Origin of the sequence: Streptomyces sp. Ag109_G2-15 (assembly GCF_900215565.1) — a bacterium.
Taxonomy (GTDB): domain Bacteria; phylum Actinomycetota; class Actinomycetes; order Streptomycetales; family Streptomycetaceae; genus Streptomyces; species Streptomyces diastatochromogenes.
This window is the reverse complement of sequence record NZ_OCNI01000001.1, coordinates 8,013,790-8,038,091: the sequence shown is the minus strand read 5'-3', so window position 1 is coordinate 8,038,091 and position 24,302 is coordinate 8,013,790. Positions and strand designations below refer to the sequence as shown.

Genomic DNA, 24,302 nt, shown 5'->3' with positions numbered 1-24,302 from the left:
GAAGCAGGAAGGCACCATCGGCGATGACGAGCTCTGCCTGGTCGTGGCCGGACGGCTACGCCTCCACCACCTTCACCGCCGCGCGGGTCGGTGGCCACTCCGCGACGGTCTTAGCGGTGGCGGTCTACGCGGTGTTCGACGCGGTGTGCCGGGACGGGCAGGTGGTCGTCGCCGCGCCCGCCCGCGGGGGCCGCTCGGTGGCCAGGGACACGCAGGAACCCGCCCTCACGCCAGTCGACTTCATCCGGGTCGATCTCACCCAGGTCGACCCGGAAACGGCCACGCTCGCCGACCTGGAGACGCTGCTGTCCTCCGCACTCCCGGCCTTGATGCCCGGCACGGGACTAGCGCCGTCCCATATCGTGTCCACGCTGGCGGAACGGGACCATCGCGCCCTGCTGGCAGAGCTCCGCCCCACCACGGCCCTACACATCGACGAGACGGCCGGGCGCGCCACCTTGTTCGTCGCGCCAGGGGGCGAGAACCCAGACCTGCTGGCGGTTGTGGAAGGTGCCTGGGCAGTCGCCGCGGCCGACAGCACGCATCGGGAGCTGCCTCTCCAGGAACTGCTGGCCGACTGCGTCACCCGCCCCGTACCCGCCGCGTCGGATGAACCGCCGCTGTTCATAGACCGGTTCTCGGCCGTGTGCGCGGAGCACCCCCAACGAGTGGCCGTGGAGGAGGCCGGCTGCGTCACCACCTACAGGGAACTCGACCAGATGGCGAATCTCATCGCCGCACAGTTCGAGGAGCGCGGGCTGGGCGTCGGCAGCCGCATTGTGGTGGTGCCGAACCGCGACCGAGTCCTCGTGGCGGCATTGGTGGCCGCGTACAAGGTGGGCGCGACCTTGTCGGTGCTCAACCGGGCAATGCCGCTCGCCTACCTCGAACGCTGCATCGCCCTCGCCGACGCTGACCTAGTCCTGGACCTGGCTGGCGCGGGCGTCGGCGGGGCCGTGACCTCCCTCACGACACAGGGCGCACCGGCGGCCCGATACGACCGCGACCGCCTCGGCCCCGACGACCCCGCCGTGCTGACGTTCACCTCCGGCACCACCGGGCTGCCCAAGGGGGTGCTCGGTCGGTACGGCTCGCTCACGTACTTCTTCGACTGGATGGACCGCAACTTCGGGCCGCTCGCGGGCGCCCGGTTCGGCATGTGCTCCAGCATCGGCCACGACCCCCTGCAGCGGGACATCATGACGCCGCTGTACCTGGGCGGCACGATCTGCGTGCCGGAGGAGCGCGACCTCACCAGTCCGACGGCGTTGCCGCGGTGGCTGGTCGAGTCCGACGTCGCGGTGATCTGCGTCAACCCAGCTGCGACGGCCTTCATCACCGGCGGCGAGGAGGATTTGCTCACCGGGCTGCGGCGGGTGTTCTTCGTAGGGTCCGCACTGACCCGGGAACAGGCGCGCCGCTTGATGCTCGCGGCGCCCAATGCCGAACTGGTGAACCTCTACGGCTCCACCGAAACCCAGCGCGCGGTCGGCTTCTTCCGGGTGCCGACCGCGGGCCGGTTGGACGCCCTGCCGGCGGTTCTGCCAGTCGGCACCGGTATGAAGGACGCCGAGCTACTCACCCTCACGCCAGGCGGCCGGCGCTGCTTGCCGCTCCAGCGCGGCCAGATCGCGGTGCGCAGCCCCTACGTCGGCCTCGGGTACGTGGGCGATCCGGCCCTGACCAAGGCGAGGTTCCGCGATGACACGCCAGAGGGTGAAGGCGGTGTGCCTGTGTACCTGACCGGTGACGTCGGCTACCTCTCCCCGCGGCACGGTGTGATGTACGTCGGGCGGGACGACACCCAGGTCAAGATCAACGGTCACCGGGTCGAGCTGATGGAGATCACCGAGGCGTGCCGCCAGCACCCGCTCGTCCACGACGCCGCCACCGTGGTGGTCGACGTGGACGGGCACCAGACGATCGTCGCCTACCTGGTCCCGATGGACGAGACGATCCGCTTCGACCCGGCGCGGTTCCGTGCGACGCTCGGCGCGGCCCGTCCCGCCCATCTGCTTCCGCACCAGATACGGACCCTGCCGGCGCTGCCACTCACCGCCAACGGCAAGCTCGACGAGACCCAGCTCGTGGCGCTGGCCCAGCAGCCCCGCAGCGACCGCCCGGAGCCAGCCGGGCCGGATCGCGACGTCGGAACCCTGCTGGGCGAGTTCGTCCGCCAACACACCGGGCTCAACGAACTCCCGCTGGACGTACCGCTGATGGACCTCGGGATCGACTCGCTGCGGTTCGCCTCGCTCGTCAGCCAGCTCAGCACCGGCTGGCGGAACCGGTCCGGAAGCCGCCTCACCCACACTATGACCGCGACTGAACTGATCTCGGCGGCTGCCTCCGATCCGGACACGGCCCGCCCACCATCCCCAGCGGTCTCCTCCCCCACGGTCCCCCTCCCGCCGACGAACTCGCCCGTGGACCCGTCTGCGGATACGCACGGGGACCCGTCCTCGGCTCGGAGTCGGCAGCGCGGCATCGGGACGGCGTCGAAGGTCACCGAGACCACGGTCGAGGTTGGCAGCCGGCACCTGGACCACCTTTGCTCGAACAGCTACCTCGGGCTGGGCAGCGATCCGGGAATCCGCCGACGGGTCGCCGAGTTCGTGGGCCGCGCCGACTCCCTGGGACCGCACGGGTCGAGCGAGGTGAACGGCCACACCCAGGAGCACGAGCGGCTCGCGACATTGCTCCGGCGGATCTTTTCCGCCGAGGCGGTCACGCTGTTCAACTCAGGATACCTGGCCAACATCTCCGCCATCCCCCTGGTCGTCGGGCCGGGCGGGATGATCTTCGTCGACGAGCACGCACACCGCTCCGTGTTCGACGGATGCATGCTCAGCGGCTCCGTGCTGCACATCTACCGGCACAACGACACCGAGGATCTTGCCGCCAAACTGCGCGCCCACGCACCTGGGCCCGGCAGTGTCATCATCGCCGAGGCCGTGTCCGGCAGCACCGGCGGCATCACCGACCTGCCCGGACTGGCGTCCTGCGCACGAGACTTCGGCTGCACCCTCTATGTCGACGAGGCGTCCTCACTCGGCCAGATCGGCCCAACCGGACGCGGGATCGAGGAGCACTTCGGATTGCCCGGGTGCGTCGACATCCGCGTCGGATCGCTGGGCAAGGCACTGGCGTCCAGCGGCGGCTTCGTCACAAGCAGCCAACGCGTCGCCGAGCGGCTCCGCAGCGACCGTGGCGCTGTGTTCTCGACCCCGATCTCTCCGATCGACGCCTTCGTGGCCGCGGAGGCCGCGGAGGTTCTCCTCAGGGACGGCGCACGGCTCGTCGGCCGGCTCCGGCGGAACGGCGACCGCTGGCGCGATGCCCTGCGCGCCGAGGGGTTTGACACCGGGCCGTCGGCCGCCGCGATCGTGCCGGTCCGCGCCGGCGGGGACGACGAGGCCGACCGGTGGTTCTCAGCGGCCTTAGACGCCGGCCTCCTCACCGTGCCGCTCACCGGCACCTGGGCAACGCGGGTGAGCGCGCTGCGCACGACGGTAACCGCCACACACGACCCGGACGCCCTGCCAGCCCTCGCCCGGCGGCTGCGTGCATCGGTGACCGCCGCCGAGTCCACCCGGCAGAACGGCAGGAGCGACGATGCCTGACCTGGACGCGACCGGCCGCGGCTACCTCGTAGTCGGCGGCACGCACGGCATCGGGGAGGCGACGGTCCGGCTGCTCGCCCAGGATCCTGCCAATGTGGTGGTGTTCGGTGGGCGCGACACCGACGCTGGCACCAGGCTCAGCAAGGATCTGCCGGGACGCAACATACGCTTCGTCCCCGTCGACGTCACCCGCAGCAAGAGCATCGACGCCTTGTTCGCCGCGCTGCCCGACCTGCTTCCCCGCCTCGACGGCGCGTTCAACTCCGCCGGGGTGATAGGGACCGACACGATCCTGCGCGGCGCCCGCTTCCACGAATCCGAGGAGGACCAGTTCGACGAGGTCTTCGCCGTCAACGTCAAAGGGATGTGGCGCTGCCTGCGGCACGAATTGCGGATGATGTCCGCCGCCGGACGGGGCTCCGTCGTCAACTGCGCTTCGGTGGCCGGCCTGCGCGCCGCCGACAGCCTGTCAGTGTCCTACACGGCGAGCAAGCACGCGGTCATCGGCATGACCAGAGCGCTGGCGGCCGAGTACGCCCGCGACGGCGTACGGGTCAACGCCGTCTGCCCGGGCGTCATCGACACCCGGATGCTGGGCGGCCTCCGTGACCGCCTCCTTGAGGATCTGCGGCAGAAGAACCCCGGCGCCGCCATCGGCCGCCCCGAGGAGGTCGCGGAGGCCGTCGGCTTCCTGCTGTCGGACCGGGCTGCCTACGTCAACGGGACGGCGCTGACGGTAGACGCGGGCGGCCTCCACGGGGCGCTGTGACGGTCCGGGCGGGCGCGTACTGTGAGCGCCAGGGACCCACCCGATCAGGCGGGCTAGGCCGCGAGGAAGGCGGCAGGCCGGGGCGTCGCGCAGTTTCCCCCAGCAGCAGGCCGAGGACGGGGGGCGACCCCCTCTCCGAGGCCGACCGCGACCCCCAGCAGGGGACTCCCGAGCAGCATCCCGTTCACTCCCAGCGCGAGCGCCTTCAACACGTCCGCCCCGCCGCGCACACCGCTGTCCAGCGATCCTCGGACCCGGTAGCCCGGAAAGGGATGATCCACTCTCGCACACTGGTCCTCGCTCGTCGCACCCTCGCACACTGGCCACCCGCTATGACCATGCCTTGGTCATGCGCCTCACCCAAGGCGCGCAAGCGGCTGCCGCCCTCCTGGCTGCGCTGGAGGAAGACTGCCGCCAGGCGCTGGGCAGCAGCCATCCAATCACCCAGACGATCGTCACTGCGCGTCAATGAGGCCGCAGCCACCCGCCGCGTCGTCTACAGGCCGAGTTGGGCGAGGGCCTGGCGTCGCTGGGGGCTCAGCGCTGCCTTGCGGCGGCGCAGGTTGGTCAGCCACTGGCCCAGGCGCACAAGGTCACCCTCAACGTCTTCGATGTGCCGTTGGGGGACGTCGAGGTGGCCCTCCCGCTCGAGGAAGGACCGTGCGGCCGCCAGTCCTCGTTGAAAGGCACGTTCACGTGCGGGCAGTTGGTGCTGTGACGGGGTGGGAGCAGATTCCGGGTGCAGGTCGAGTCCGAGGGCGGCCAGGAGGCGTTGCTGCTCGGAGTGTAGGGCGGGGGCGTGTGCACGCTGGGCCTTCAGCCACTCCCCCGCCTCGGGAGCTGTCTTGGCATCCGTCAGGCCACGCCGGGTGTCGTTGTAGGCGCGTTGCCAGGTGATCGGCCAGGGCGGGTTCCACCACCGGTCCAGGGCAGTGAGGGCCGCAGCGCGTTCGGCGGTCAGCTGGCCGGCGCGGGTGCGCTGGGTGGCCAGCCAGCGGCCCAGGGCGAAGTCGTCATGGACGGTCTCGACGGGGACAGCAAGGTGGCCGTGGCGGGCGGCGTAGGCAGCGGCATGGGCAAGGCCGCGGTCGAAGGCCTGCTGGCGGGGGCGCCAGATGATGCCGAGGCGTTCGAGGGCCTGAGCGCGTGCCGCATCGAGGGCGCCGGTGGTGTGGAGGTGGCGCTGCCAGGTGAGCCAGCGGCCCAGGGGGTAGCCGGTGGTGTCTTCGTAGGTCTGGGGGACGTCGAGGTGGTGGTGGGTGTGGTGGTAGCGGCGGGCGGCTTTCAGTCCGCGGCGCCATTCGGCGCTCTTGGGGGCCAGTACCCGAAGTGAGAGGGTGCTTCCGAACTGGCGTCAGAACACGAAGACGACCCCTTGTAAGTCGCCCGCCGCCGGGCACCCCACGGACCTCTTCGAGATCCTTTTCGGGCGGGTCGCAGCGCAGAAATCAGCCGTGGGGTGCCGGTCCGACCGCGACGTATGGGCGGAGGACATCATCGCCGACAACCGCTGGAGCGCACGTGAGTGCGCCTGTCCCCCGCCGCCGGAGCCGCCCTTCATCAGCATGCACACGGCCGTCGTCCTCCTCCACCCCGCCGCTTGGCCTCACGGTCAAGCGGCGGGGTGGAGGGAGCGGACTTCGGCATGCGGATCTCCGTAGTGACTGGAGACCCAGGTGTCAACGATGATCGCCAGTTTTAGACATGGCCTTCGAAGCGTTCGGCACACCCCTCCAGCCTCATCCCCGGGCTAGGCAGGAAGGAGCTCGCCCGACTGACCACACGGGACGTACGCCACACTGGCCTTGCTGTAACCCAGAGCCGTTCAGTCGCGCCATCGAGAGAATCTCGAAGAATTCGAGGTGAGTCTACCTGGGACGCCTGGCGTCTTCTTCATTCCATACCGAGATCACGTGCCCCTCGCCGTACTGCTCGATGACGATTGCCCGGGCTTCGCTCGACGACGAAGCCATCAGCCGCAATTGAATTTCCGGTTGGCCAGCGATCCGAATGAAGCCGACGTACTCGCGCTTCGACTCCCCCAGCTCCGCGTTCATCATGTCTCCCGTGGCTTACCTTTAAGGATTGAGGCAACTCGCGCTATGACAGAAAGCTCCGATAATGGTCCCGGGGCTTTGCAGAACTCCGCTAATCTCCTCCGGCGACATCGACGGGATATTGTGAACCGTGACACCTGGAAGGTCCCCAAAACGGTCAACATCTTCAGTGTAAAAGCGGTACTCCGGAGTCAGGGTACCACTCGCACTACCATGCGTCCCGGTGAGGATGTGGATGTCATCCCCACGCTCAAGGGCCTCGTCCACGATATGGACGAAGTCTTTCTGCCCGATGGGTGCTTTTGAAGTAAAAACTCTCCCACCAGCCGCATTGCCGTCCTCTCGCCACCACCTCATTGGATTAGGACTCACAGGGCCAGCGTCCCTATCCTTCGCCTTCAAGGCTCTGATTGCATTGACCTCGCTCTCGGCTTCAGCACCTGCACCCCGCGTCCCCAAAAGCAAGGCCAGGTCGAAGAGTAGCTTTCCGGTTCCTTGGGCACTATCGCCGTTTGCGTAGTCGTCGTATATTTCAGCACCACGGGAGGTCAATCCCATATCCCCAGCGGTGGCCGGGTTGCTGGCAAGGAGAAAACCGGCCACGTCGTCGCAGCCGTCGCCATGGAGGACGCAACCCTTTTCCGTGAGGTACTGCTGGTAAGAGCCTTGGAGGTAAGAGAGTCCGGTGTTTATTGTCTCGTCGACCACAGTGCTGGCGACATCACCGAGCCAGCCAAGGGGGCCGCCGCCACCGGAGTTGCCACTGCCGCCGTGCGCCGTGCCGCAGCTGCTGTTGCAGGGGTGCGATGGACGCGGCTTGCTCGGGTCGACACCTTCACCGGGGCGTCCGTTGCCCTTCGTGCCGTCGGGGCGGGTTGGGCAGCCTTCCTGCTGGCCTCCGGCTCCGCCGCAGGCGAGTCCCTTGCCCGACGGGTCGGACTGAGTGGTGGGATTCTGGGCCCCGTAGCTGTAGCCGTTGAGGGTCTGGTGCTTGTCGAGTTCCAGGAGGGGGTCGACGTTGATGAACTGGCCGATGGTGGGGTCGTATTCGCGGGCCCCCACGTGGGTCAGGATGGTCGTGTCGTCGGTCGGCTTGCCCAGGAACGTCTTGTCGTCGGGCCAGGACGTCGGCTTGGTGCCCCGTGGGGCGCCGAACGGGGTGCTGTAGCGCTTGGTGACCGCGTAGGTGGTGGCGTCCAGGGCGATGCTGGAGGTGCCGTGGTGGTCGGCGGCCAGGAAGCTGAGTTTTGTGTTGGAGACTCCGGACGTTGCCGTGCGGACCGCGATCGTCTGACCGTTCGCCGTGTAGTAGCGGGTGCCGGACGCGGTCTTCGTGGTGCCCTTGGTCGTCAGGCGGAGTTCCGTGCCGGCGCCCAGGTAGAGGATTGTGTCGCCGTCTCCCTTGGCCCGGCGGATCAGCAGTTCACCGTTGGCGTCGTAGAGGTAGCTCGTCTCCTTCGTGCTCTCGGTGAGCTTGGACAGGTCGCCTTCGGCGTTCCAGGCCAGCGTCTGCTGGGCCGTGGGGCCGGGGCGGGTGATGGTGTTGCCGCTCTTGTCGTAGGTGTAGGTGCCGGTGCGGGCGCCGGTCGTCTTGTCCAGGGTGTGCGGCTTGGTGTCTGTTGTGTCGTCGTAGGTGTACGTCGTGGTCTTGTCACCCGACGTGGTGTGCTGGATCTCCGTCTTGCGCTGGCCCGCGTCCGTGTAGGCGTACGAGGTCCAGTACGGGGCTGCCCCGTCGAGGTTGGCCACCGTGCGGCCGGTGGTCGCGCAGTCCGCGGTCTTCGGGGTCCAGGCTTCGGTCATGCGGCGGTTGCCGTCGTAGGCGAAGCACTGGTAGTCGGCCTTGGCCGTGCCGCCCTGGGTGGTGGCGTCGAAGATGGAGGTGACGTTGCCTGCGTCGTCCTGGGTGAACTTCAGCTCCTGCGGCATGTAGCCGTGCACGTCATCGGTGACGAAGGAGCGGGTCAGGCGCCGGGTGCCTTCTTCGTAGTCCCAGTTGAGGTAGGCCTTCTTCGCCGAGGATGCCCCGTCCTTGCCCAGGGTGAGCTGGCGCAGGTCGCCCTGCGGGGAGAATGCGGCGCCTTGTAGGTAGCCGGTGGTGCCCGTCGCGGTGAGCTGTTGCCCCAGGGCTCCGGAGGTGTAGGAGACGGTTTCGGCGGCCAGGCCGCCCACCGCCGGTGCGGAGTACTGGCTGATCGTGCCGTCCAGGTTGTAGCCCGTGCTGAACGACAGCAGGTTCTTCACGTGCTGTCCGGAGACCAGGTCTTCGGTGTCGGGCAGGATCAGCTGGCTGCCGGTCACGTGGTACATCGCGTCGAAGGCGGTGACCTTCTGGGTGTAGGCCTTGCCGCTGCTTACGGCGCCGCCGTCGTACCGAGTGGCAGTGTCCTGCTGGCCCTTGGCCACCGCGTCGAAGCCCCAGGCGGCGAGCTTGTTGGCGTCGGTCTTGTCGGCCTGCCACATGCCCTTCTTGCGGCCCAGTTCGTCGTACTCGTACAGCAGTTTCTTCGAGGCATCATCGTTCGGCATCGTGCTGACGACCTGGTCGAGGTCGTTGTACTCGCTGCTGGTCTTGCCCTTGTCGGGGTCGGTCGCCGTGACCTGCCGGCCGAAGAGGTCATAGGTGTACGACCACTTGGTCTGGTCGGGTCCGGTGACCGTCTCCTGCTGACCGGCAGGGGTGTAGGTGTAGTCGGTCGTGGTGTAGTTCGTGCCGGTGGGTGTGGGGCCGGAGTATTCGCGTCGCTGGGTCGTCTGGCCCAGCGCGTTGGTGACGACGGCGGTCGCCTGGCCGCCGGCTGGGGCGGTGGCGGCGACTGTGTCGCCGGTGTAGGTGGTCTCGGTGGTCCAGCGGGTGACGCCGTGGACCTTGGTCACCGCCTTGGTGGCACGGCCTGCCCCGTCGTAGGTGGTGTCGGTCTGGATCGGTGCCTGGCCTCCGGAGATCTCCGCGGCCTTCGCGCTGGGCAATGACGTGCTGTCCCAGATGTCGCCCTGCTGGCTGACCGCGAGGCCGCGTGCGTCGTAGAGGGTCAGGGAGAGGAGCCGGCCGCCCTGCGGCGTGGGCGCCTGGGTCTGGCGCAAGCGGAGCAGGGAGTCGTAGAACTCGTAGGAGGTGTTGTAGCCGGAGCCGTCGTTCTTGAGGGTCCCCGTGGAGACCCAGGACATGTCCGCATTGGTGACGTGATAGGCGTAGACGTAGTTCGGGGTCTTGCCCAGCACCTTGTTGCGGTTGGGCAGCCACAGCTTGGTGATGCGGCCGAGGCTGTCGTACTCGCTCTCGGTGGCCTTGCTGTTGGGGTCGGTGACCTTGAGCGTCGCGCCGGTCGCGAAGTCGAGAGCCGTAGTGGTCGTGTAGGTCTTGACGTCGGCCACCGCAGTCGATGTCAGCGGTCCTGCGGCAACGGGGACATAGGTGGTGTCGGAGATCGTCGCACCGTTGATGTCCTTGACGATCCGCGGGCGCCCGAGGGTGTCGTACGTGGTCGTGGACACCTTCTGCCAGGCCGGGGCGTCGTCGCTGCCGTATCCCTTGGCCCGGCCGGCCCAGTTGGCCTCGCCCTTGGTCGGAGTCTGCGAGGCCGACCACGTGGTAGCCGCGGTGTTGTCGTAGACGGTGGCGGTGTCGGAGATGACGTCGCCGGCGCGCTTGGAGTCGGCCGGCAGGTCGAGCGAGCCGTCGGTGGTCGCGCAGGTTGCTGCGACCGTGCGGGTGCGGGAGACGAGGGAGTTGATGCCCTTGCTGGTGTTGCGGGCGTACCAGGTGCGCGTGCATTTCTCGTCGCCGGTGATCGAGTCGTCGCCCTCGTCCTCGACGGTCTGGGCCATGCCGTACTCGTCGTAGGTCGTCTTCACCGTGTGCACGCGGTCGTACGGTGTGAGCTTGCTGGTGATGTTGGTGCCGGTGTGGGTGGCGGCGGTGCGCACGTAGTACGCCTCGGTGTCCGCGTACGACTTGTGCTGCGTTGCCGTCTTCTTCGACCAGGGGTCGTTGACGGTTGCGCCGACTTCGGTGTCGCCGTTGTACGTCACCGACTCGCGGGTGAAGCCCGCGTACTGCTCCGAGTCGGTGATCTTGTCGGCTTTGATGCCGGTGATCTCGACGCTCTTGCGCTTGTCGGGGTCGGGGGTCTTGCCGTCCGTGCCGAGTACGCGGTCGCCGTTCATGCCGCGCAGGTAGAAGGTGACCTCCTTGCTCTGTGTGTGTCCGGAGACGCCGGTGATGTGGGTGACCTGCTGGTAGCCGCGCCAGATGGACCAGGTGCGCTCCTTGGCCGGGGTCAGCGGGTTCTCGTCGTAGTGCCAGGCGCCACCGCCTGTGTACTGGTAGCTGTGCTGTACCTCTTCCGAGCCGCCGAACGGGTCGTTGGTGGACACCGCGTAGACCGGATACTTCTGGAACCAGTCGAGGATCGGCTCCTTCTCGCCGTTCGGCGACCAGTACACCGGGTAGCAGCGTTTGGTGTTCTCGTCCACCTTCGGCTTGGTGCCGGCTGCGGTGCAGTCGGCGTCCAGGTACGTGACGATCGTCTGAGCGCCGGTCTCGGACGTGACGGTCTTCAGGCGGGGCTTGTCCAGCGGCAGGATGTTGTCAGTGCCGTCCACGCGGTTGGGCAGCATCACATGGCTGAACTTGACCGGGTCCAGGGACAGGTCGGCTCCCCGCTTGCCGGTGTGCTTGATCTCGTCCAGCCACAGCGACTGGTCCGTGGAGTCACCCGTGTCACCCGGGTCGAGGTACAGCTGCTTCAGCGACCAGACATCAACGGGGTCGAATCCGGGCGTGGCGGCCGCCGCGTTCCACGCGTAGGTGGTGATCGTCGTCAGCCGCTTGCGGGTGAAGAACGACGGGCCGACGTTGCCGGTGCACTTGTCGCCGTCCTTGCAGATCGCGTCGAACGGAACGTCCGGCCAGTTGTCCCGCGTGTCCTTCGTCAGTGAGTCACAGCCGGTGCCGGACGCCAGGCAACGTTCGTCGTAGTCGAAGACCATCTTGTCCGAGGCGGCCGGAGAGCCGGAGAAGAGGGCGCCGGCGCGCTGGCCGTAGCGGATCTCCTTCAGATAGCCGCCGCGGACGTAGTCGGTACCGGTGTTGTCGTCGCCGAGCTTGTCGTAGTTGTTGTGCTCAGCGGTGTACCAGTACGACATGGCATTGCCGTGGGTGTCCTCGACATAGTCAAGGTTCCATCGCCAGGCCTGCATCTTCGCCCGGTCGGCGAACGAGTCGCCGCCGGTGAAGCCGGGCTCGACGGGGTCGTCACCGAAGACGGGCACGGTCCACACCGAGTTGGTGCGGTCGCTGTCACCGGCGCCGTCGAGCTTGTTAAGGCCGAAGACGTACTTCTTGCCATCACCCGTGACAACGGTCCAGTATTCGCCCTGACCGTCGATGCCGGTGGTGCCTTCGTCGCCGTTGTCGGCACCGGTGGAGTGGGTGACGGTGGAGGCGTCGTCGTCCTTGAGCCGCCACACGCCTGTGGTGTCGTCCATGACCAGCTCGGTGGCCTTGCCGTTCAGCACGAGCGAGGCGTTCTCGTACTTCCAGCACAGGTCGTACTTGCCGTCCTGGCCGTCGTCGTCGCAGGAGCCGTACTTGCGCTCGATGTAGGACGAGGTCAGATCGAAGCCCGTGCCGACCTGGCTGCCCTGGTTGTTCGAGTTCGCCGTCTGACCGTCAACGGCCCCGGAGTCGTAGGAGATCGCCAGGTCCGGCTTGGGCCCTGCCGCCGCGGGCGGCACCCGCAGCGGGTACGACCAGGTGAACGATCCGGACGAGCCCCCGGCCTCCCAGGTGGAGGAGGAGGACAGCGGCGTCGCCTTGTAGGTGCCGGCTCCGGACGTGGTCCCCGCGGCCAGGGCCAGCATCATCGTCTGCCCACCGGAGGCGAAGCTCACAGGTGCCGCGATGCTGTCCTTCTCGCGGTAGTTGACCGAGTCCAGCTCGCTACGCTTGCGGCACTTCGCGGCCGACGGGGCCTTCAGTGCGCAGTCGGGCAGGCGCATCAGTTGAAGGCGACCGGCCCAGTCACCGCCGTATGCGGAGGCGAAGGCCGAGTAGTCAATGCCGAGCCGGGCCCTGCCCCCGGCGTCTGGCCCAGTGAGCTTGAGGACCACGCCCTTGACGCCGAGCCGTGCGGCCGTCTTCTGGTCGAGGACCTCTACGGCAACGGAATCAGCCACCCTGCCCTTGCCGGGTGCGGTGACTGTGACGGGCAGCGAGCCGGGCTTGGCCTTGCGGCTTCCCTTGGTGGGGAGGCTCAGCAACGTTTTGCCGGCCTTCGGCCAGGTCACCTGGCGCTGCTGGTCGTGGCGGGCTCGCGCGGCTGCCACCCGGTCGGCCTCGGCAGCCTTCCTCACCTCAGCCGCGGCCATCTTGTTCACCTTGGCGGTGAACGGCCTGACCTTGGTGGCGTGTGGGGCCTCGAGGTGCGGACGCCCCAGCGGGTCGGTGTCCGCGGCGAAAGCAACGGGAGTCAGCAGACCTGGCAGCAGTGTCAGGCCGGTTGCCGCGGCAATACGCCGCGACCAGCGTTTTCTGGGCCCAGGCCCGCGACCTGCTGGAGGTCGGGGTATGCCAAAGGGATTCATGGTGGGTCTTCCTACGAGGCGCCCGGGGGTATGCCGGCCGGGCGTGTGCCGTTGGGAACAGAAAGTGCGGAGCATCGAAGCAGGCGGACGCGGGGACGGCCGTCCGGGCGGCCCGCTCGGTGAGCGGGCCGCCCGTCGTGGCGCCTACTCAGAGATGTCGAGCACCTGGGCGCGCACTTGGTCGGCGTTCATGGCTCCGGTCCAGATCCTCAAGTCCTGCAGGCCACCTGGCAGGTAGTTGCCCGTGGTGCCAGCGGTGGTGCCTCGTCCCAGGCTCAGTTCTCCGCTGCCCTGCTGCGGCGTGCTGAAGGTGGCTGCATCGTCGGCCGGTTGGTCGATTTCACCGACGTAGAGGTGGAGCTTGCCGTAGCGGGTCTCGGTCTTGGTGGCGTCGGAGGGGTCGGTCTGCTCCCAGGATTCCTGGGCGTCGAACACCCCGGTGATCTGCACCCATGAGTCGGTGTCGGCCACGTCTGCTGCGGGTACTTCCGCGTTCTGGGTCACCTTGCCGGCCTCGTCCACCGCGGTGCGGGTGAACTTCCACTGGTAGGTGTCCTCGGCGGGCTTGGTCACCCACAGTGCCCAGGAGGATTCGCCGCCCATGCGCTGTGCTGCTACCTGGGCCTTGTAGCCGACCGGTTTCGCCTTCAGTGCCTGTGCATCCAGACGGGTGCGGGCGGAGACGGTGAACGATCCGGTCTCGTCGACCACCGGTCCCGTGGAGGCGGCGTACTGGCCGGTGCCGTCCAGGAACAGGGCGTTGTCGTCCTCGTTCACGGTGGTCCCGCTGGGCGCCAGCTTCATCGACGGCACTGGGTAGGCAGTGCCCTCCGGGATCTCGCTGCCCTTGGCCGCAGTGGCGTCCCAGTACGCGACGAGCTCGTTGGCTGCTACGCCGTCCTGTTCGAGCTGCGCGTCTTCGGCGATCTCCTCGGGTGTGAGCGCGTACTGCCACACGGTGGTCTCGTCGATGCGGCCACGGAAGTTCTCGCCCCAGACGCCGCCGACCAGGGAGCGGCCGAACTGCAGACCGGCCGTCGACGTCCAGGGCTGGTAGGCGGTGGACTGGTCGTTCAGCACGACGGGTTTGCCCTGTGGGTGGCCGTTGATGAACAGCTGGATCGTGTCGTTCGTCTTGTCGGCATCATTCTTGGTGTCGAACACGGCCGCCAGGTGTGTCCACACCTTCAGCGGTGGGGGGCCTGTGTCGGCGATCGACCGCAGATACACCGGGCTGTCTTCGACGTCCCCGGCGGTGCGGTTGAAGACCCACTTCTTGTAGGACGCGGAGTAGTACAGTGTGAACGCCGACCCGTGCGTGCCGGGCGCTGCGAGCACCACGCGGTTTTGCGAAGTGTCCGTCAGGTACGCCCAGGTCGAGACGGTGAAGGAGTCCTTGGTGTTCACCGCCGGCGTGGCAGTGGCGGCATAGCCCGAGCGCTGGGTGTCGTCCGAGCCGTCGTTGAGCCACAACGAGTAGTCGGCCTCACCGCGGCGGCCAAGGGTGGACCATCCCGCACCTGTCTGCAGTGTGGCGTCGTGCCGGGTGCCTTCCGTCGCGCTGTCCTTGGCCAGCGTCGTTCCGGAGCCGGGAGCTGCGTCGTCGAAGTGCCAGCGCCCGACGGCGCCGGGGGCCGGAGCTACCTTGAAGACGAAATCGGCGTACGCGCCCCACCGTTTGTAGACGTCCTTGGCTCGCACCGACAGGACTTGGGTTCCCGACAGCCGTGGTGTCACGTCTTTCGCGTCGGCTTTGAGGCTGCCCGTGACCGTCTTAGCGGGCGTGGACAGCAGCTTGTATTCGTACGCGGTGATGTCGGTGTGCCCGGCTGCGTCGATGTCGGCGGTGTTGGGCTGGAATGTGAACGCTCCTGGTACGCCCGGGCCGCCCTTGCCGTCGCAGAGGTTCGCTGTGCACTGCGTGTACGGAGAACCGGGGGTGATGCGGGGTGGCTTCGGCGCCGACGAATCGATCTTGAAGTAGCACCAGGGGCTGTAGGACGACCACAGATCGCCGCTTTTGCCGTCGTAAGACCAGTGCGACTGTGTACGAGCCTTGTAACGGTACAAGCCGCCATCGGCGCGTTCGCTGGTGTCCATCGTCTCCAGTCTCCCGTCTGGAGCCCAGCCCTTGTCGGGCCGATAGCCGGTCCACACTTGATGCCAAGGCGAGTCGTCGCCACGCTCAACGACGAACTCGGCCTGCAGCTCGGCTGCGGGTTCGCCCTTGCGTGGCTGGACCTGCGTCTGCACCTTGGCCTGGACCGTCGGAGTCTTGATCGTCGACACGAGCGGGTCCGACGAGGATTTGCTGCAGTCGGCCGTGCCACCACTCTCGACCCCAATGACTCCGACATTCGTGGGCACGCCCGGCTTGTAGGCGAAGTTCACCTTGAGTTCGGCGTTGTCGTCGAACCGCTTCCAGGCACGGGGGTCGCTCTCGTCCTTGGCGCGCAGCATCAAAGTGAGTCGGCTGATCTTGCCGTCCGCGAAGGAGCGGACGGTGCTCTTCAGGTTCTCGTCCGACTCGCCGGGGTTGTCGTTGAACTCGACCCAGGCATCAGGCTGGTCGGGGCTGCACAGGGTGCCGCGGCCCGCCGCAACGTACTTGTCGCCCATCAGGTCCAGCTGCTTGGGCCCCGGCCACCGGGTGCCCTCCGAGATGTTGTCGGTGCGTACCAGGTCCACCCAGTGGGGGTCGCAGTTGAACGACCACGTCTCATGGGCCCGGAAGGTCGCATCCAGCACATATTTGCCGGCCAGCTTGGTCGGGGCGAACTCGAAGTACATGCGGTCGACGTAGCCACCGCCGCAGTAATAGCCGTCGGCCGTGCCGCACTTGCCGACGCCCTTGTCACCGTCGAACATCCAGAACTTGTCGCCGTCGGAGGACAGCTTCGTGCGCTCCGAGACACCCAGCCCCACGGAGGGGTCGATGTAGACGGGGTAGACGGTGTCCTTGCCGCGCAGCAGGCCCAGGTCGGGGTGCACGGCGACCGCGCCGTCATCGACCTTGACCGGCAGCACCGCGGTGGTATCGCCCTCCCCCGGCTGCGACGGATCGTCCTGTGCCTGACCGTCCGCGGACACAGGGGTGTCGGCGTGCATCAGTTGCGTCTGCGGGCCTGACTCGCTGTCACCGGCGGAGTCCCACATCTGGCCTGCCGGACCACGGAAGACAGCGTTGCCGTCCTCGTCGATGGCCCGCAAACCCCCACCAGCGCCCGGCACCACGGACAGACCATCCCCGGATGCGGCGAGCCTGACCTGCTCCAGGGCGGGATTCTGCGCCGCCTCGGGTGTCTTGACGACCAAGACTTCCCGGTAGCTCTCGGCCGTGGCCGTCAGCTGCAGGTCCACACCGTCAAACACGTTCGCATAAGTCGCCGTTGCACCATCGAGAGTCGGGTCCGGCAGACTCCCGGCCCAGCCCAGGGTGACCGACCGCCCGTCCTTGCCCAGACGGATCATGTCCGAACCCGAACCGCCGCCGGAGAACGACAGGTCCACCACAGCACCCTTGGGAGCAAGCCGGCCATCCGCACGGCGCTCCAGCACCGGATCAACCGCACCCCAGCCACCGTCGTCTTCCTTCACCCGCTGGGGTGTCGTGGACTGCGTCAGCGTGAACGAACCGTCCGGATTCGCCATGGTCGTGGAGTACTCGGTCCGGTCCGCCGTCACCTCCACCGGCTCACCCAACGCCTGCGCCCTCGCCGACGCGGTCGCCTCACCCACCGCCCCGGAATCCCCAGCAGCGGTCGACAGCGGAAGAGCAGCAACAGTCGGCAACCCAGGCAACACAGACAGCACAAGTGCAGCCGCGACACCTCCCCAAAGGCAGGCGCGCGCTCTTCGTGCCCTCCTCGCCGGCGTCACACGAGCCCCCTCAGGCTTCACCGAATCCCCCCGCATATGAATCTTGTAAAGGTCATGCAAAGTAAAGATCCGGTTACCGACAGCAGTCAATTAACTGTGAGGCCGATCACACAACTTGACCCGATGTCACCCTGACCTGCACGAATAAATCCAGCCACCACGCTCACGAACGTAAAGCAGGGCAATCACAGAAAACATCACACAGCCCGGACCAGCAGGACGGAAACACCCGCAACACGCAGACAGGACGTCACCAACAGCACGATCAAGCCATGCAGCCCCCCGGCCCCGAACGCGAGGCTGAACATTTCCTCGCCTTCACGAGCATCGCCTGCACCCTCATCTGCCTGCGCCGCCTCACTCGCTGATGTGCCGCTGCAACAGCTTGACTGCCAGGTCATGCCCGTAGTGAACGGCGAGGTCCATGGGCGTTTGCCCCTCAGCCCCTGAGAGTTGCGGGTCAGCGCCGAAGGCCAGGAGCACTGCGGTGGTATGCACAGTCAGCGGTCTGCCACTCTGCAAGGCACCATCGCCCTCGGCGTCAATGGCGTGCGTCAGGAGCGTCATGTTGTCGCACACCTCATCGGGGTCGACGCCCTTGGCCAACAACTGAGCCAACGTCTCTGCGTCCTCGTTCTCCACCGCTTGATGGGCCGGGGTCCAGGTGTTCTCCACGGCGGCATTCAACCGTTGCCACACCTGTCCGGCCAGCGCATTCCGCCGTCTCTGATCGCCAATTGAGATGAGCTGTTAGGGGTTCTGCCCACCGTAATCAGGAGGAATCAGCCGGTGCCGAACGACCCCAGCCTCCTGTCACGAGACCCCGCGAAGACCCTGCGTGAGATCACCCGGGACCCCGACTGCGGCAGGGCCGAGTACGACAGCCCGCGCAGCGCGGCCCGCCTCCTGCGTGACCTTCGTGAGCTCGTCGAGCACCTGCCCCAGATCCTGCTTAAGACCTCCGTCGCGGTGGATCGGATGACCCGCGACCGGGAAGACGCCACCGCCGTGGCCCGCGTCATCGGCGAGGCCGCCACCACCGCCACAAACCTCACCGATCAGCTCCGCCGCGCACACGAGGCCGCCCAAGACGTCCGCAGGACGCTGAAGCCAGTTCAACGGCTAACAAGGTTCCCTCACCTATCGAAGCCCGACAGCGTCACTCGCTTAAGCACAGGGAAGCCTGGCAGGCGCAGCGCGCCGGCGCGCGGGGCAAGGTTGTACTGGCCGTGCGCCGAGGTCCGCGTATCAGGCAGTACCTACTGCCGCTCGCGCACCCGCGCGCGCTTCGGTGCGCTGTCCGAACGCGACACCGACTGGATCTGCCGTCGGCTGGGAGAACTGGAGCGCCTCGGACCTGCCTGAATCCGCGGCACTCGGCTCGGTCACTTGTTTTCCTTGATCAGCAGGTATCCCTCGCCGTGGAACCACAACGACCAGTCCGAGCCGGGATGGGCGATCGCGATGACACTCGCGTCCTCGCCCACGGCTGCCGTTGCCAGGCTTTCCACCGGACAGTTGATCCTCGCCCGCACCTCACCGGTGGACGGATCCCACAGTTGAACGACGTTCCGGCTTGCGGACACGAGACCGCCGTCCGCGAGGACGGCCAGAGCTGACACATGGTAGGTGGTGTCATGCCGTCCGAGTTCCCGGGAACCACGGCCGGCGTCGTTCGGGTCCCACAGCCGGATCCGGTCGTCCAGGAGGGCGCCGGTCGCCACCCGACCGTCCGGGAGCACGGCGATCGCGGTGGCAGTCGGCTGCTCGCCGAGATCCACGGGGTCCGGGGCATCCGGGTGCCAGACCAGGATGCGGCTGCGGAATTTGCTCCTGGACTCTGAAGCTGTGACCACGCGTCCGTCCGGCAGCGCGGCCATGGCCGTCGCAACGGTACCTCGCCGCCCGATGGGGATCGGCTTGCGTGCCGAATCGTTCGGATCAAGGAGTGTGAGGTGTCCGTCCTTGTCGCAGCGAACGTACCGTCCGTCCGGGAAGACCGCCGCGAGTCCGATGAAACTGATCGGTCCGGTGCAGAACACGAACTCCTCGCCCGATTCGTCGCCGGTCGGGGACCAGGCCCATCCTCCGACGCCGGCCGTGGCCACGAAGCCCCGTGTCAACTGAGCAACGGTGTTGCTGCCGAACGAGTAGTGCCCGAGCTCCCTCACGTGCACGTCTCCGGGTGGCTCGCGGCGGGTCAGGTAGCCGTGGTCCGGGTTGGAGAACAGGTTTCTCGTCGGGTCGGTCATCACTGGAACCCGCCGGTGCGTCAGATACCTCTCGTCGGAGTCCCATACCATGATCTCGCTGTTGCCGCTGACGACCTGGCGCCCCAGCACGGTCATGGCCGACACTCCGCCGGGTTGCCGGCCCAGGCACCGCCTCGACACGCCGGGTTCATCGGGGCTCCACACCAGCAGCCAGCCGCCCCACTCGCCTGCGGTGAGCAGCCGGCCGTCGTCGAGGACCGCGATCGCGGAGACCGAGTCGGGGTGCGTGCCGATCTCGACGGGACCGGACGACGGAGCCGTCGAATCCCACAACAGGATGTGCCCGGTCCGGTGCCCGGTGACGACCCGGCCGTCCGCAAGGGCGGCGACTGCCGTGACCGCTGCCCAATGCCGCCCGAGCTCCATCGGTGGCCCAGGTCGCATGCCGGAGTCCCACATCCACACCCGGCTCTCGTCCTTCTCACTCACCCGGCTGAGCTTCTTCTCACCGGTCACGGTGGCCAGGCGACCGTCCGGCAGCGCCACCAGGGCTCGTACCGGAGCGTCATGCCGGCCGACCTCGATCGGGTCCGCACCCGGCCGGTGGGGATCCCATCGGACCAAGCGGCCGTCGCTGCCTCCCGCGTCTGTCACGATGCAGCCGTCCGACAGCGCCGCCATCCAGTGCACTGTGATGGCGTTGCGCAACTCGCGCAGCCGGGCCAGAGCGGTGGCGGGGTCGGGACCCAGCTTGTGAGGCAGCGGCGTACCGGCCGCCCGGCCGAGCTCAATCGGTTTGCCGTCGGGTTCTGCCAGGTCGTGCACCCAGATTCCGCGGCCGTCCCATTCGATGGCGGCGACCCGGCCATCGGGCAGCACGTCGACTGCCGATACGTGGGTCGTGTGGCGGGACAACTCGGTGGCAGCCGACGGTTCGGCCGGGTTCCACACCACGAGCCGTTCTCCCAGACCGGCCACCACCCTCCCGTCGGGGAGCGCGGCCATGGTCCTGACCCCGTCCAGCCGGCCACTGCGGGCCAGGAGCGCGGGCTCCCTGTGCCGCGTCGTCCGGAACGGGTAGAGGTGAGGTCCGGGCCCGTCGGTCAGATACGTGTGGAGCTTTCCGGCCAGGCGGCCCGCGCTGTCCTCCAGCGCCCGGAACATCAACTGCCGGGCCACGAACAGACGCTGTTGTGGCCCTGCCCCCCTCAGCTGCGAAGCCTGGCCCGACAGGGCGCCCACCAGCGCCTCGTGGGCGGTCCGGTCGGCATCGGTGAGACCAGCGCCGTCCACCCGCCGCAGGAACGCGATCACCGTGTCCACGCCGGCCACCGGAAGCGCGGTGACCAGCCAGTTGACGTCCTGTGTGAGCTCGTACAGCAGTCCGGGCTCCTCCACCAGCGTGGCGGGATAGGTGTCCAGCAGGTACGCCGGGGTGCGTGCGGGGTCCCACCGCGTCTCGCTCCAGCCGCGAGCCCACGCGTGGATCCGCTGCCTCACCTCCAGTGCCCCGAGATCAGGGTGCTTCTGCGCATGCTCGAGCAGCGACAAGTGCCGGAACTGATAACGCACTGCGTCCGGAGGGCCGACACGTTCCAGGCTGTGCGCCAGGTCGCCGCGCAGGATGCGGCGCAGCCGGCGGCGCCGGTGCGGCTCAGCGGGTGTCTGCTGGATCTGGAGGAGGTCGTCGGACCCGATCGGTCCGCCGGCCGCCGCGAGCAGTGCGAGGATGTCGACCGCTTCGTCGTCCGCGGAGTCGAGCAGTGTGTCCATCTCGCGGCGCGCGAGCACAGCGGCCCGGCGTGGTTCCTCGAGCGTCGGCAGGTCGATGCGCCGGTGGTCCTGGATCGGATGACCGAGGGGCAGTTCGGACATGTCGAAACCGGGACGGGTACTGAGCAGTACGGCGACACGGCCGCTCACCCGGGACGGCAGCAGGCCGTACGCCGGTAAGCGCCGCCCTGGATAAGGCCGCTCCTCGTCGAGCCCGTCGACGATCAGCAGCAGTGTGCGCCCGGTCGACTCGGCGCGGTCGCAGGCACGTTCCCAGAGGGCCTGCAGATTGATCGAGTCCGCCACCGGTGGCGGTTCGTCGAGGAGCGCGGCCAGTTGCGGGACCACCGCGGACAGCAGTCGTTCACCGTCCGCGTTGGCCTCGCGGTGTGACATGAAGTAGCACACGACGTCGGTGTCCCCGGCCTCGTGCAGTTCCGTCGCCACCGCCGCCAGCAACGCCGTCTTGCCGGCGTAGGGCTCACCGACGACCCAGGTGTAGCCGCCCGTACCGTCCGTGAGCACGGACAGCTCCTGGTCACGGCCCTTGAGCTGAGGTGTACGACGCCGGATGTCCCGCACGGTCGCCCAGTAGGCGGGCGGCCGGGCTCCCGTTCGAGGCCGGCGCGATGCCGCCGGTGAGGTGCCGGCCCGCCTCGCGGACGACGTCCGGGCACGTGTGCCGGGCGTGTGCGGTCTGCGCCTGTTGGCTTGGCGGTACTCGCGAGCCGCGTGCCACAGGTCGTACCACCGTCGCTCCGCATCCTTGTCGAGTTTCCCGTTCGGCAGCAGGACCACGGACAGAAGCTGCTGTACTGGTGGCCACTCGGGGATGTTCTCACCCCGCTGCCACCGGCTCAGCTGCTGTTTGGTGATCTGCAGCCCTCGTTGTCTGCCTCGCTGCGCGGCCTGACCGAGCGTCAGCCCCCTGGAGCTCACCAGCTCCTGCAGCTTCTCCCCGAACGTCACAGCCGGGTCGTCGTCGCGCGTCCGGTGGTCACCCGTGTCGCCGGACGATCCCGTGACACTTTCTGCACCGTCCTCGGGCTGCGAAGACGCACCTTGACCGGAGGGCCGTGCGTCGCGCGACGGCGGTTGGGGGTGGAACCGTGCCATGGCAAGTCAACTTACTCCAAAGGGGGCACTTTCATGGTCCATTTGTCGGCATTGCATGACGGTGCGTTGTCTGCGGGGGGTGCTGCACTGCTCTACAGCGCAACCATCACCGTCAGCGCCCTCGTCGCGGTACTCGCGCCCACTCCGGCCCGTCGCCGGGCGGCACGCGACGTCCTCGGCATCCTGCTACGGCGGCCCCTGATGCTCAGGCGGAACCGGCGGCGTGAGCGGCGCGCCGGTCCCGGACGATGAGGCGCTGCGGAGCGCCGCATGGCGTGAGGGGAGATCCACAAGTGGCCGTGGGTCCCGGTACATCCCTGCGGCCGGCCGGCCGAGAGCGCGTGCGGCGCGGCCTCATGTCCGCCGCTGCGGGCCGTTCGCCGCCCGGATGAACGGCGGGGACGCGTCGTCGGAGCGCTCCGCGGCGACAAGCCGCTCGGCCGGTTACTGAGGCCGACACTGGCCACGAGGGCGGTTGATGGTATGACCTCCGCACGCCGAGGTGGCCACGAGGCCGGTCCTGGACCGTCCTCGTGGCCACCGGGACGACTTCTCAGCGCTGCAGCTGACGCTCCCTCAAAGGGCTTTTTCGGCGTGGCCACTGATCGGGTGACGCCGGTGAGGCCGAGGTGAAGACCGCAACGCACAAGGCCCCCGTGCCGTTGGGGGAGGTGTTCGACGTCTCAACCCACCGGCGCTGGAGCCCTGTTGGTTCCCTATCCTGCCGCACTCGACCTGCCGCACACCCTGGTCGAGTGCGTCACCATGCTCATCGTCACCCGTGAGGGTGACCGGCGGTGCAAACTCCCGCCGCACCAGCGCGCGCTCGTCGCTCTGGTGTACCTGCGCCGCCACGACACCCTCGCCCGGATCGCGGCCGGCTTCGGGATATCCGTCGGCACCGCCCACGCCTACGTCACCACCGTGACCGGCCTGCTCGCCGAACGGGCCCCTGGCCTGCTCAAGACGCTGCGCGAGCACGATCCGGAGTTCGTCCTGCTGGACGGGACCCTCTCCGAGTGCGACCGCGTCGGCGACAGCCGGGCCGACTACTCCGCCAAGAATCGCGGGCACGGAGTGAACGTCCAGGTCGTCACCGCCCCCGCCGGAGAGGTGCTGTGGATCTCGCCCGCACTGCCGGGCCGCACCCACGACCTGACCGCAGCCCGGACCTACCGCATCATCCGGATCTGCGAACGCCAGGGCGTCCCCATCCTCGCCGACCGCGCCTACACCGGCGCCGGCCCCTGGGTCACCACCGGCCTCAAACACCCACCGGGTGGTGAACTCACCCTCACCCAGCGCACCGTCAACCGGACCCTCGCCCAGGCACGGGCACCGGTCGAACGCGGCATGGCACGGCTGAAGTCCTGGCAGATCTTCCGCAGATCGCGCATCAGCCCCAACCGCATGACCGTCATCACCAAAGCCGTCCTCACCTTGGAGAGGCAACGCTGAAAACGCTCAGTAACTTGCCCGATGTGGCGCACGTGGGCGCCGGCAGTTGTTCCCGTGACGATGGTGAACCAGAGCCGGGGCCCGGGTAGACACGGCGACGTGACCGAAGCTCGTGGGCTCAGCCGAGACCGAGGCTGCTGAGCGCGGTGGTCCAGTCGGTGACAATGGCGTGCTGAGCGGCGGCCAGGGGGACCTTTCCGTTGCAGACCGCGGTGTGGAGCTTCGTCTCCACCGGGTCCTTCTTGTTGTTCACACCCGCTCCCGGCTTGTGGCCGGGGTCCGCGGGCTCCACCCACAGGTTGCGGTAGTCGTTGGGATCGCCTCCGAGCTGAAGGCTGATCAGGTGGTCGTACTCCGCGTCCCCGAGGCGTCCGGTGTAGCCGTAGGAGGCGGCGTTCAGCATCTTCTCCTTGCGGGTGACCGACTCCGGCGGCCGGATGTCCCCGGTGTAGCCGCCCTTGCGGCAGATCGTCGACTTCAGATTCGCCTGGGTGACAGCCGGGGAGATCGCACCCGGCGTGCACTTGGTGTCCTCCAGCGGCTCCCCGTTCTCGTACCGGTAGTGGCAACTGCCCGCCGCCGGCTGCTGCTGCACCGTGTACGTCGTCTGCGGCCCGGCACCCACCGCGATTTCCTGCCCCGCAGAACCCGTGGGCGTGACGGCACCCGACGGCCCGGCCGCTGGGCTCCCGTTCTTCCCGGATCCCTCCGAGTCGGAGAGCGAACCGGACGAACAGCCCGCCAGCAGCAGGCAGGAGAGCAGCACCGACGGCACGGCGCGGCGGATGGAACCCATGGCAACCCCTCACGAAGGCGTGACACCCGG

12 protein-coding genes are annotated in these 24,302 nt (G+C 68.0%); 4 read left to right on the top strand and 8 right to left on the bottom strand.

From position 1 onward, the window contains the following. The first annotated feature begins 23 nt into the window (after nt 1-23). Both CRP49_RS36220 and CRP49_RS36215 read left to right on the top strand, forming a co-directional pair. Complete coding sequence (locus CRP49_RS36220) at nt 24-3,623, top strand: aminotransferase class I/II-fold pyridoxal phosphate-dependent enzyme (protein WP_097257111.1); 3,600 nt, start codon at nt 24-26, stop codon at nt 3,621-3,623. Then, complete coding sequence (locus CRP49_RS36215; RefSeq protein ID WP_097257110.1) at nt 3,616-4,392, top strand: SDR family NAD(P)-dependent oxidoreductase; 777 nt, start codon at nt 3,616-3,618, stop codon at nt 4,390-4,392. Before CRP49_RS36220 ends, CRP49_RS36215 begins: the two co-directional genes overlap by 8 nt. A gap of 53 nt (nt 4,393-4,445) precedes the next feature. Here CRP49_RS36215 and CRP49_RS48945 read toward each other — a convergent pair whose 3' ends face one another. The 6 genes from CRP49_RS48945 to CRP49_RS36180 form a co-directional block, all read right to left on the bottom strand. Beyond that, a complete protein-coding gene (locus CRP49_RS48945) occupies nt 4,446-4,580 on the bottom strand; it encodes a hypothetical protein (protein WP_306459788.1) in 135 nt (44 codons plus the stop codon). 308 nt (nt 4,581-4,888) lie between these two features. After that, nucleotides 4,889-5,680, bottom strand: a complete 792-nt coding sequence (locus tag CRP49_RS36205; RefSeq protein WP_257033723.1) for a helicase associated domain-containing protein — start codon at nt 5,678-5,680, stop codon at nt 4,889-4,891. Between the two features lie 580 nt (nt 5,681-6,260). Next, nucleotides 6,261-6,449 carry a hypothetical protein gene (locus CRP49_RS36195; protein WP_143670069.1) on the bottom strand — a complete coding sequence of 63 codons (189 nt, stop codon included), beginning with the start codon at nt 6,447-6,449 and terminating at the stop codon, nt 6,261-6,263. A gap of 21 nt (nt 6,450-6,470) precedes the next feature. Next, nucleotides 6,471-13,037, bottom strand: a complete 6,567-nt coding sequence (locus CRP49_RS36190) for an RHS repeat-associated core domain-containing protein (RefSeq protein ID WP_257033635.1) — start codon at nt 13,035-13,037, stop codon at nt 6,471-6,473. Nucleotides 13,038-13,181: 144 nt separating this feature from the next. Further along, a complete protein-coding gene (locus CRP49_RS36185; RefSeq protein ID WP_257033634.1) occupies nt 13,182-16,775 on the bottom strand; it encodes a LamG-like jellyroll fold domain-containing protein in 3,594 nt (1,197 codons plus the stop codon). 498 nt (nt 16,776-17,273) lie between these two features. Continuing rightward, a complete protein-coding gene (locus CRP49_RS36180) occupies nt 17,274-17,591 on the bottom strand; it encodes an ankyrin repeat domain-containing protein (protein ID WP_097257104.1) in 318 nt (105 codons plus the stop codon). Nucleotides 17,592-17,705: 114 nt separating this feature from the next. Between CRP49_RS36180 and CRP49_RS36175 the strand changes: the two genes are divergently transcribed. After that, a complete protein-coding gene (locus CRP49_RS36175; protein ID WP_097257103.1) occupies nt 17,706-18,281 on the top strand; it encodes a hypothetical protein in 576 nt (191 codons plus the stop codon). A gap of 20 nt (nt 18,282-18,301) precedes the next feature. Here CRP49_RS36175 and CRP49_RS36170 read toward each other — a convergent pair whose 3' ends face one another. Next, nucleotides 18,302-21,871 (bottom strand): NACHT domain-containing protein, encoded by a 3,570-nt coding sequence (locus CRP49_RS36170; RefSeq protein WP_179851863.1) that lies wholly within the window; start codon nt 21,869-21,871, stop codon nt 18,302-18,304. Nucleotides 21,872-22,726: 855 nt separating this feature from the next. Between CRP49_RS36170 and CRP49_RS36165 the strand changes: the two genes are divergently transcribed. After that, the gene (locus CRP49_RS36165; protein ID WP_097257101.1) at nt 22,727-23,476 is read left to right on the top strand and encodes a transposase family protein; all 750 of its coding nucleotides are present in this window, start codon (nt 22,727-22,729) and stop codon (nt 23,474-23,476) included. A 118-nt stretch (nt 23,477-23,594) separates the two neighbouring features. On the opposite strand, the gene CRP49_RS36160 is transcribed toward CRP49_RS36165, so the two are convergent. Next, nucleotides 23,595-24,272 carry a hypothetical protein gene (locus CRP49_RS36160; protein WP_097257100.1) on the bottom strand — a complete coding sequence of 226 codons (678 nt, stop codon included), beginning with the start codon at nt 24,270-24,272 and terminating at the stop codon, nt 23,595-23,597. Between the last annotated feature and the right edge of the window lie 30 nt (nt 24,273-24,302).

Excerpts from the sequence above, each read along its gene's own strand:
- CRP49_RS36215 (WP_097257110.1), top strand. The coding sequence starts at position 3,616 with ATGCCTGACCTGGACGCGACCGGCCGCGGCTACCTCGTAGTCGGCGGC.
- CRP49_RS36195 (WP_143670069.1), bottom strand. The coding sequence starts at position 6,449 with ATGAACGCGGAGCTGGGGGAGTCGAAGCGCGAGTACGTCGGCTTCATT.
- CRP49_RS36220 (WP_097257111.1), top strand. The coding sequence starts at position 24 with ATGACGAGCTCTGCCTGGTCGTGGCCGGACGGCTACGCCTCCACCACC.
- CRP49_RS36160 (WP_097257100.1), bottom strand. The coding sequence starts at position 24,272 with ATGGGTTCCATCCGCCGCGCCGTGCCGTCGGTGCTGCTCTCCTGCCTG.
- CRP49_RS36190 (WP_257033635.1), bottom strand. The coding sequence starts at position 13,037 with ATGAATCCCTTTGGCATACCCCGACCTCCAGCAGGTCGCGGGCCTGGG.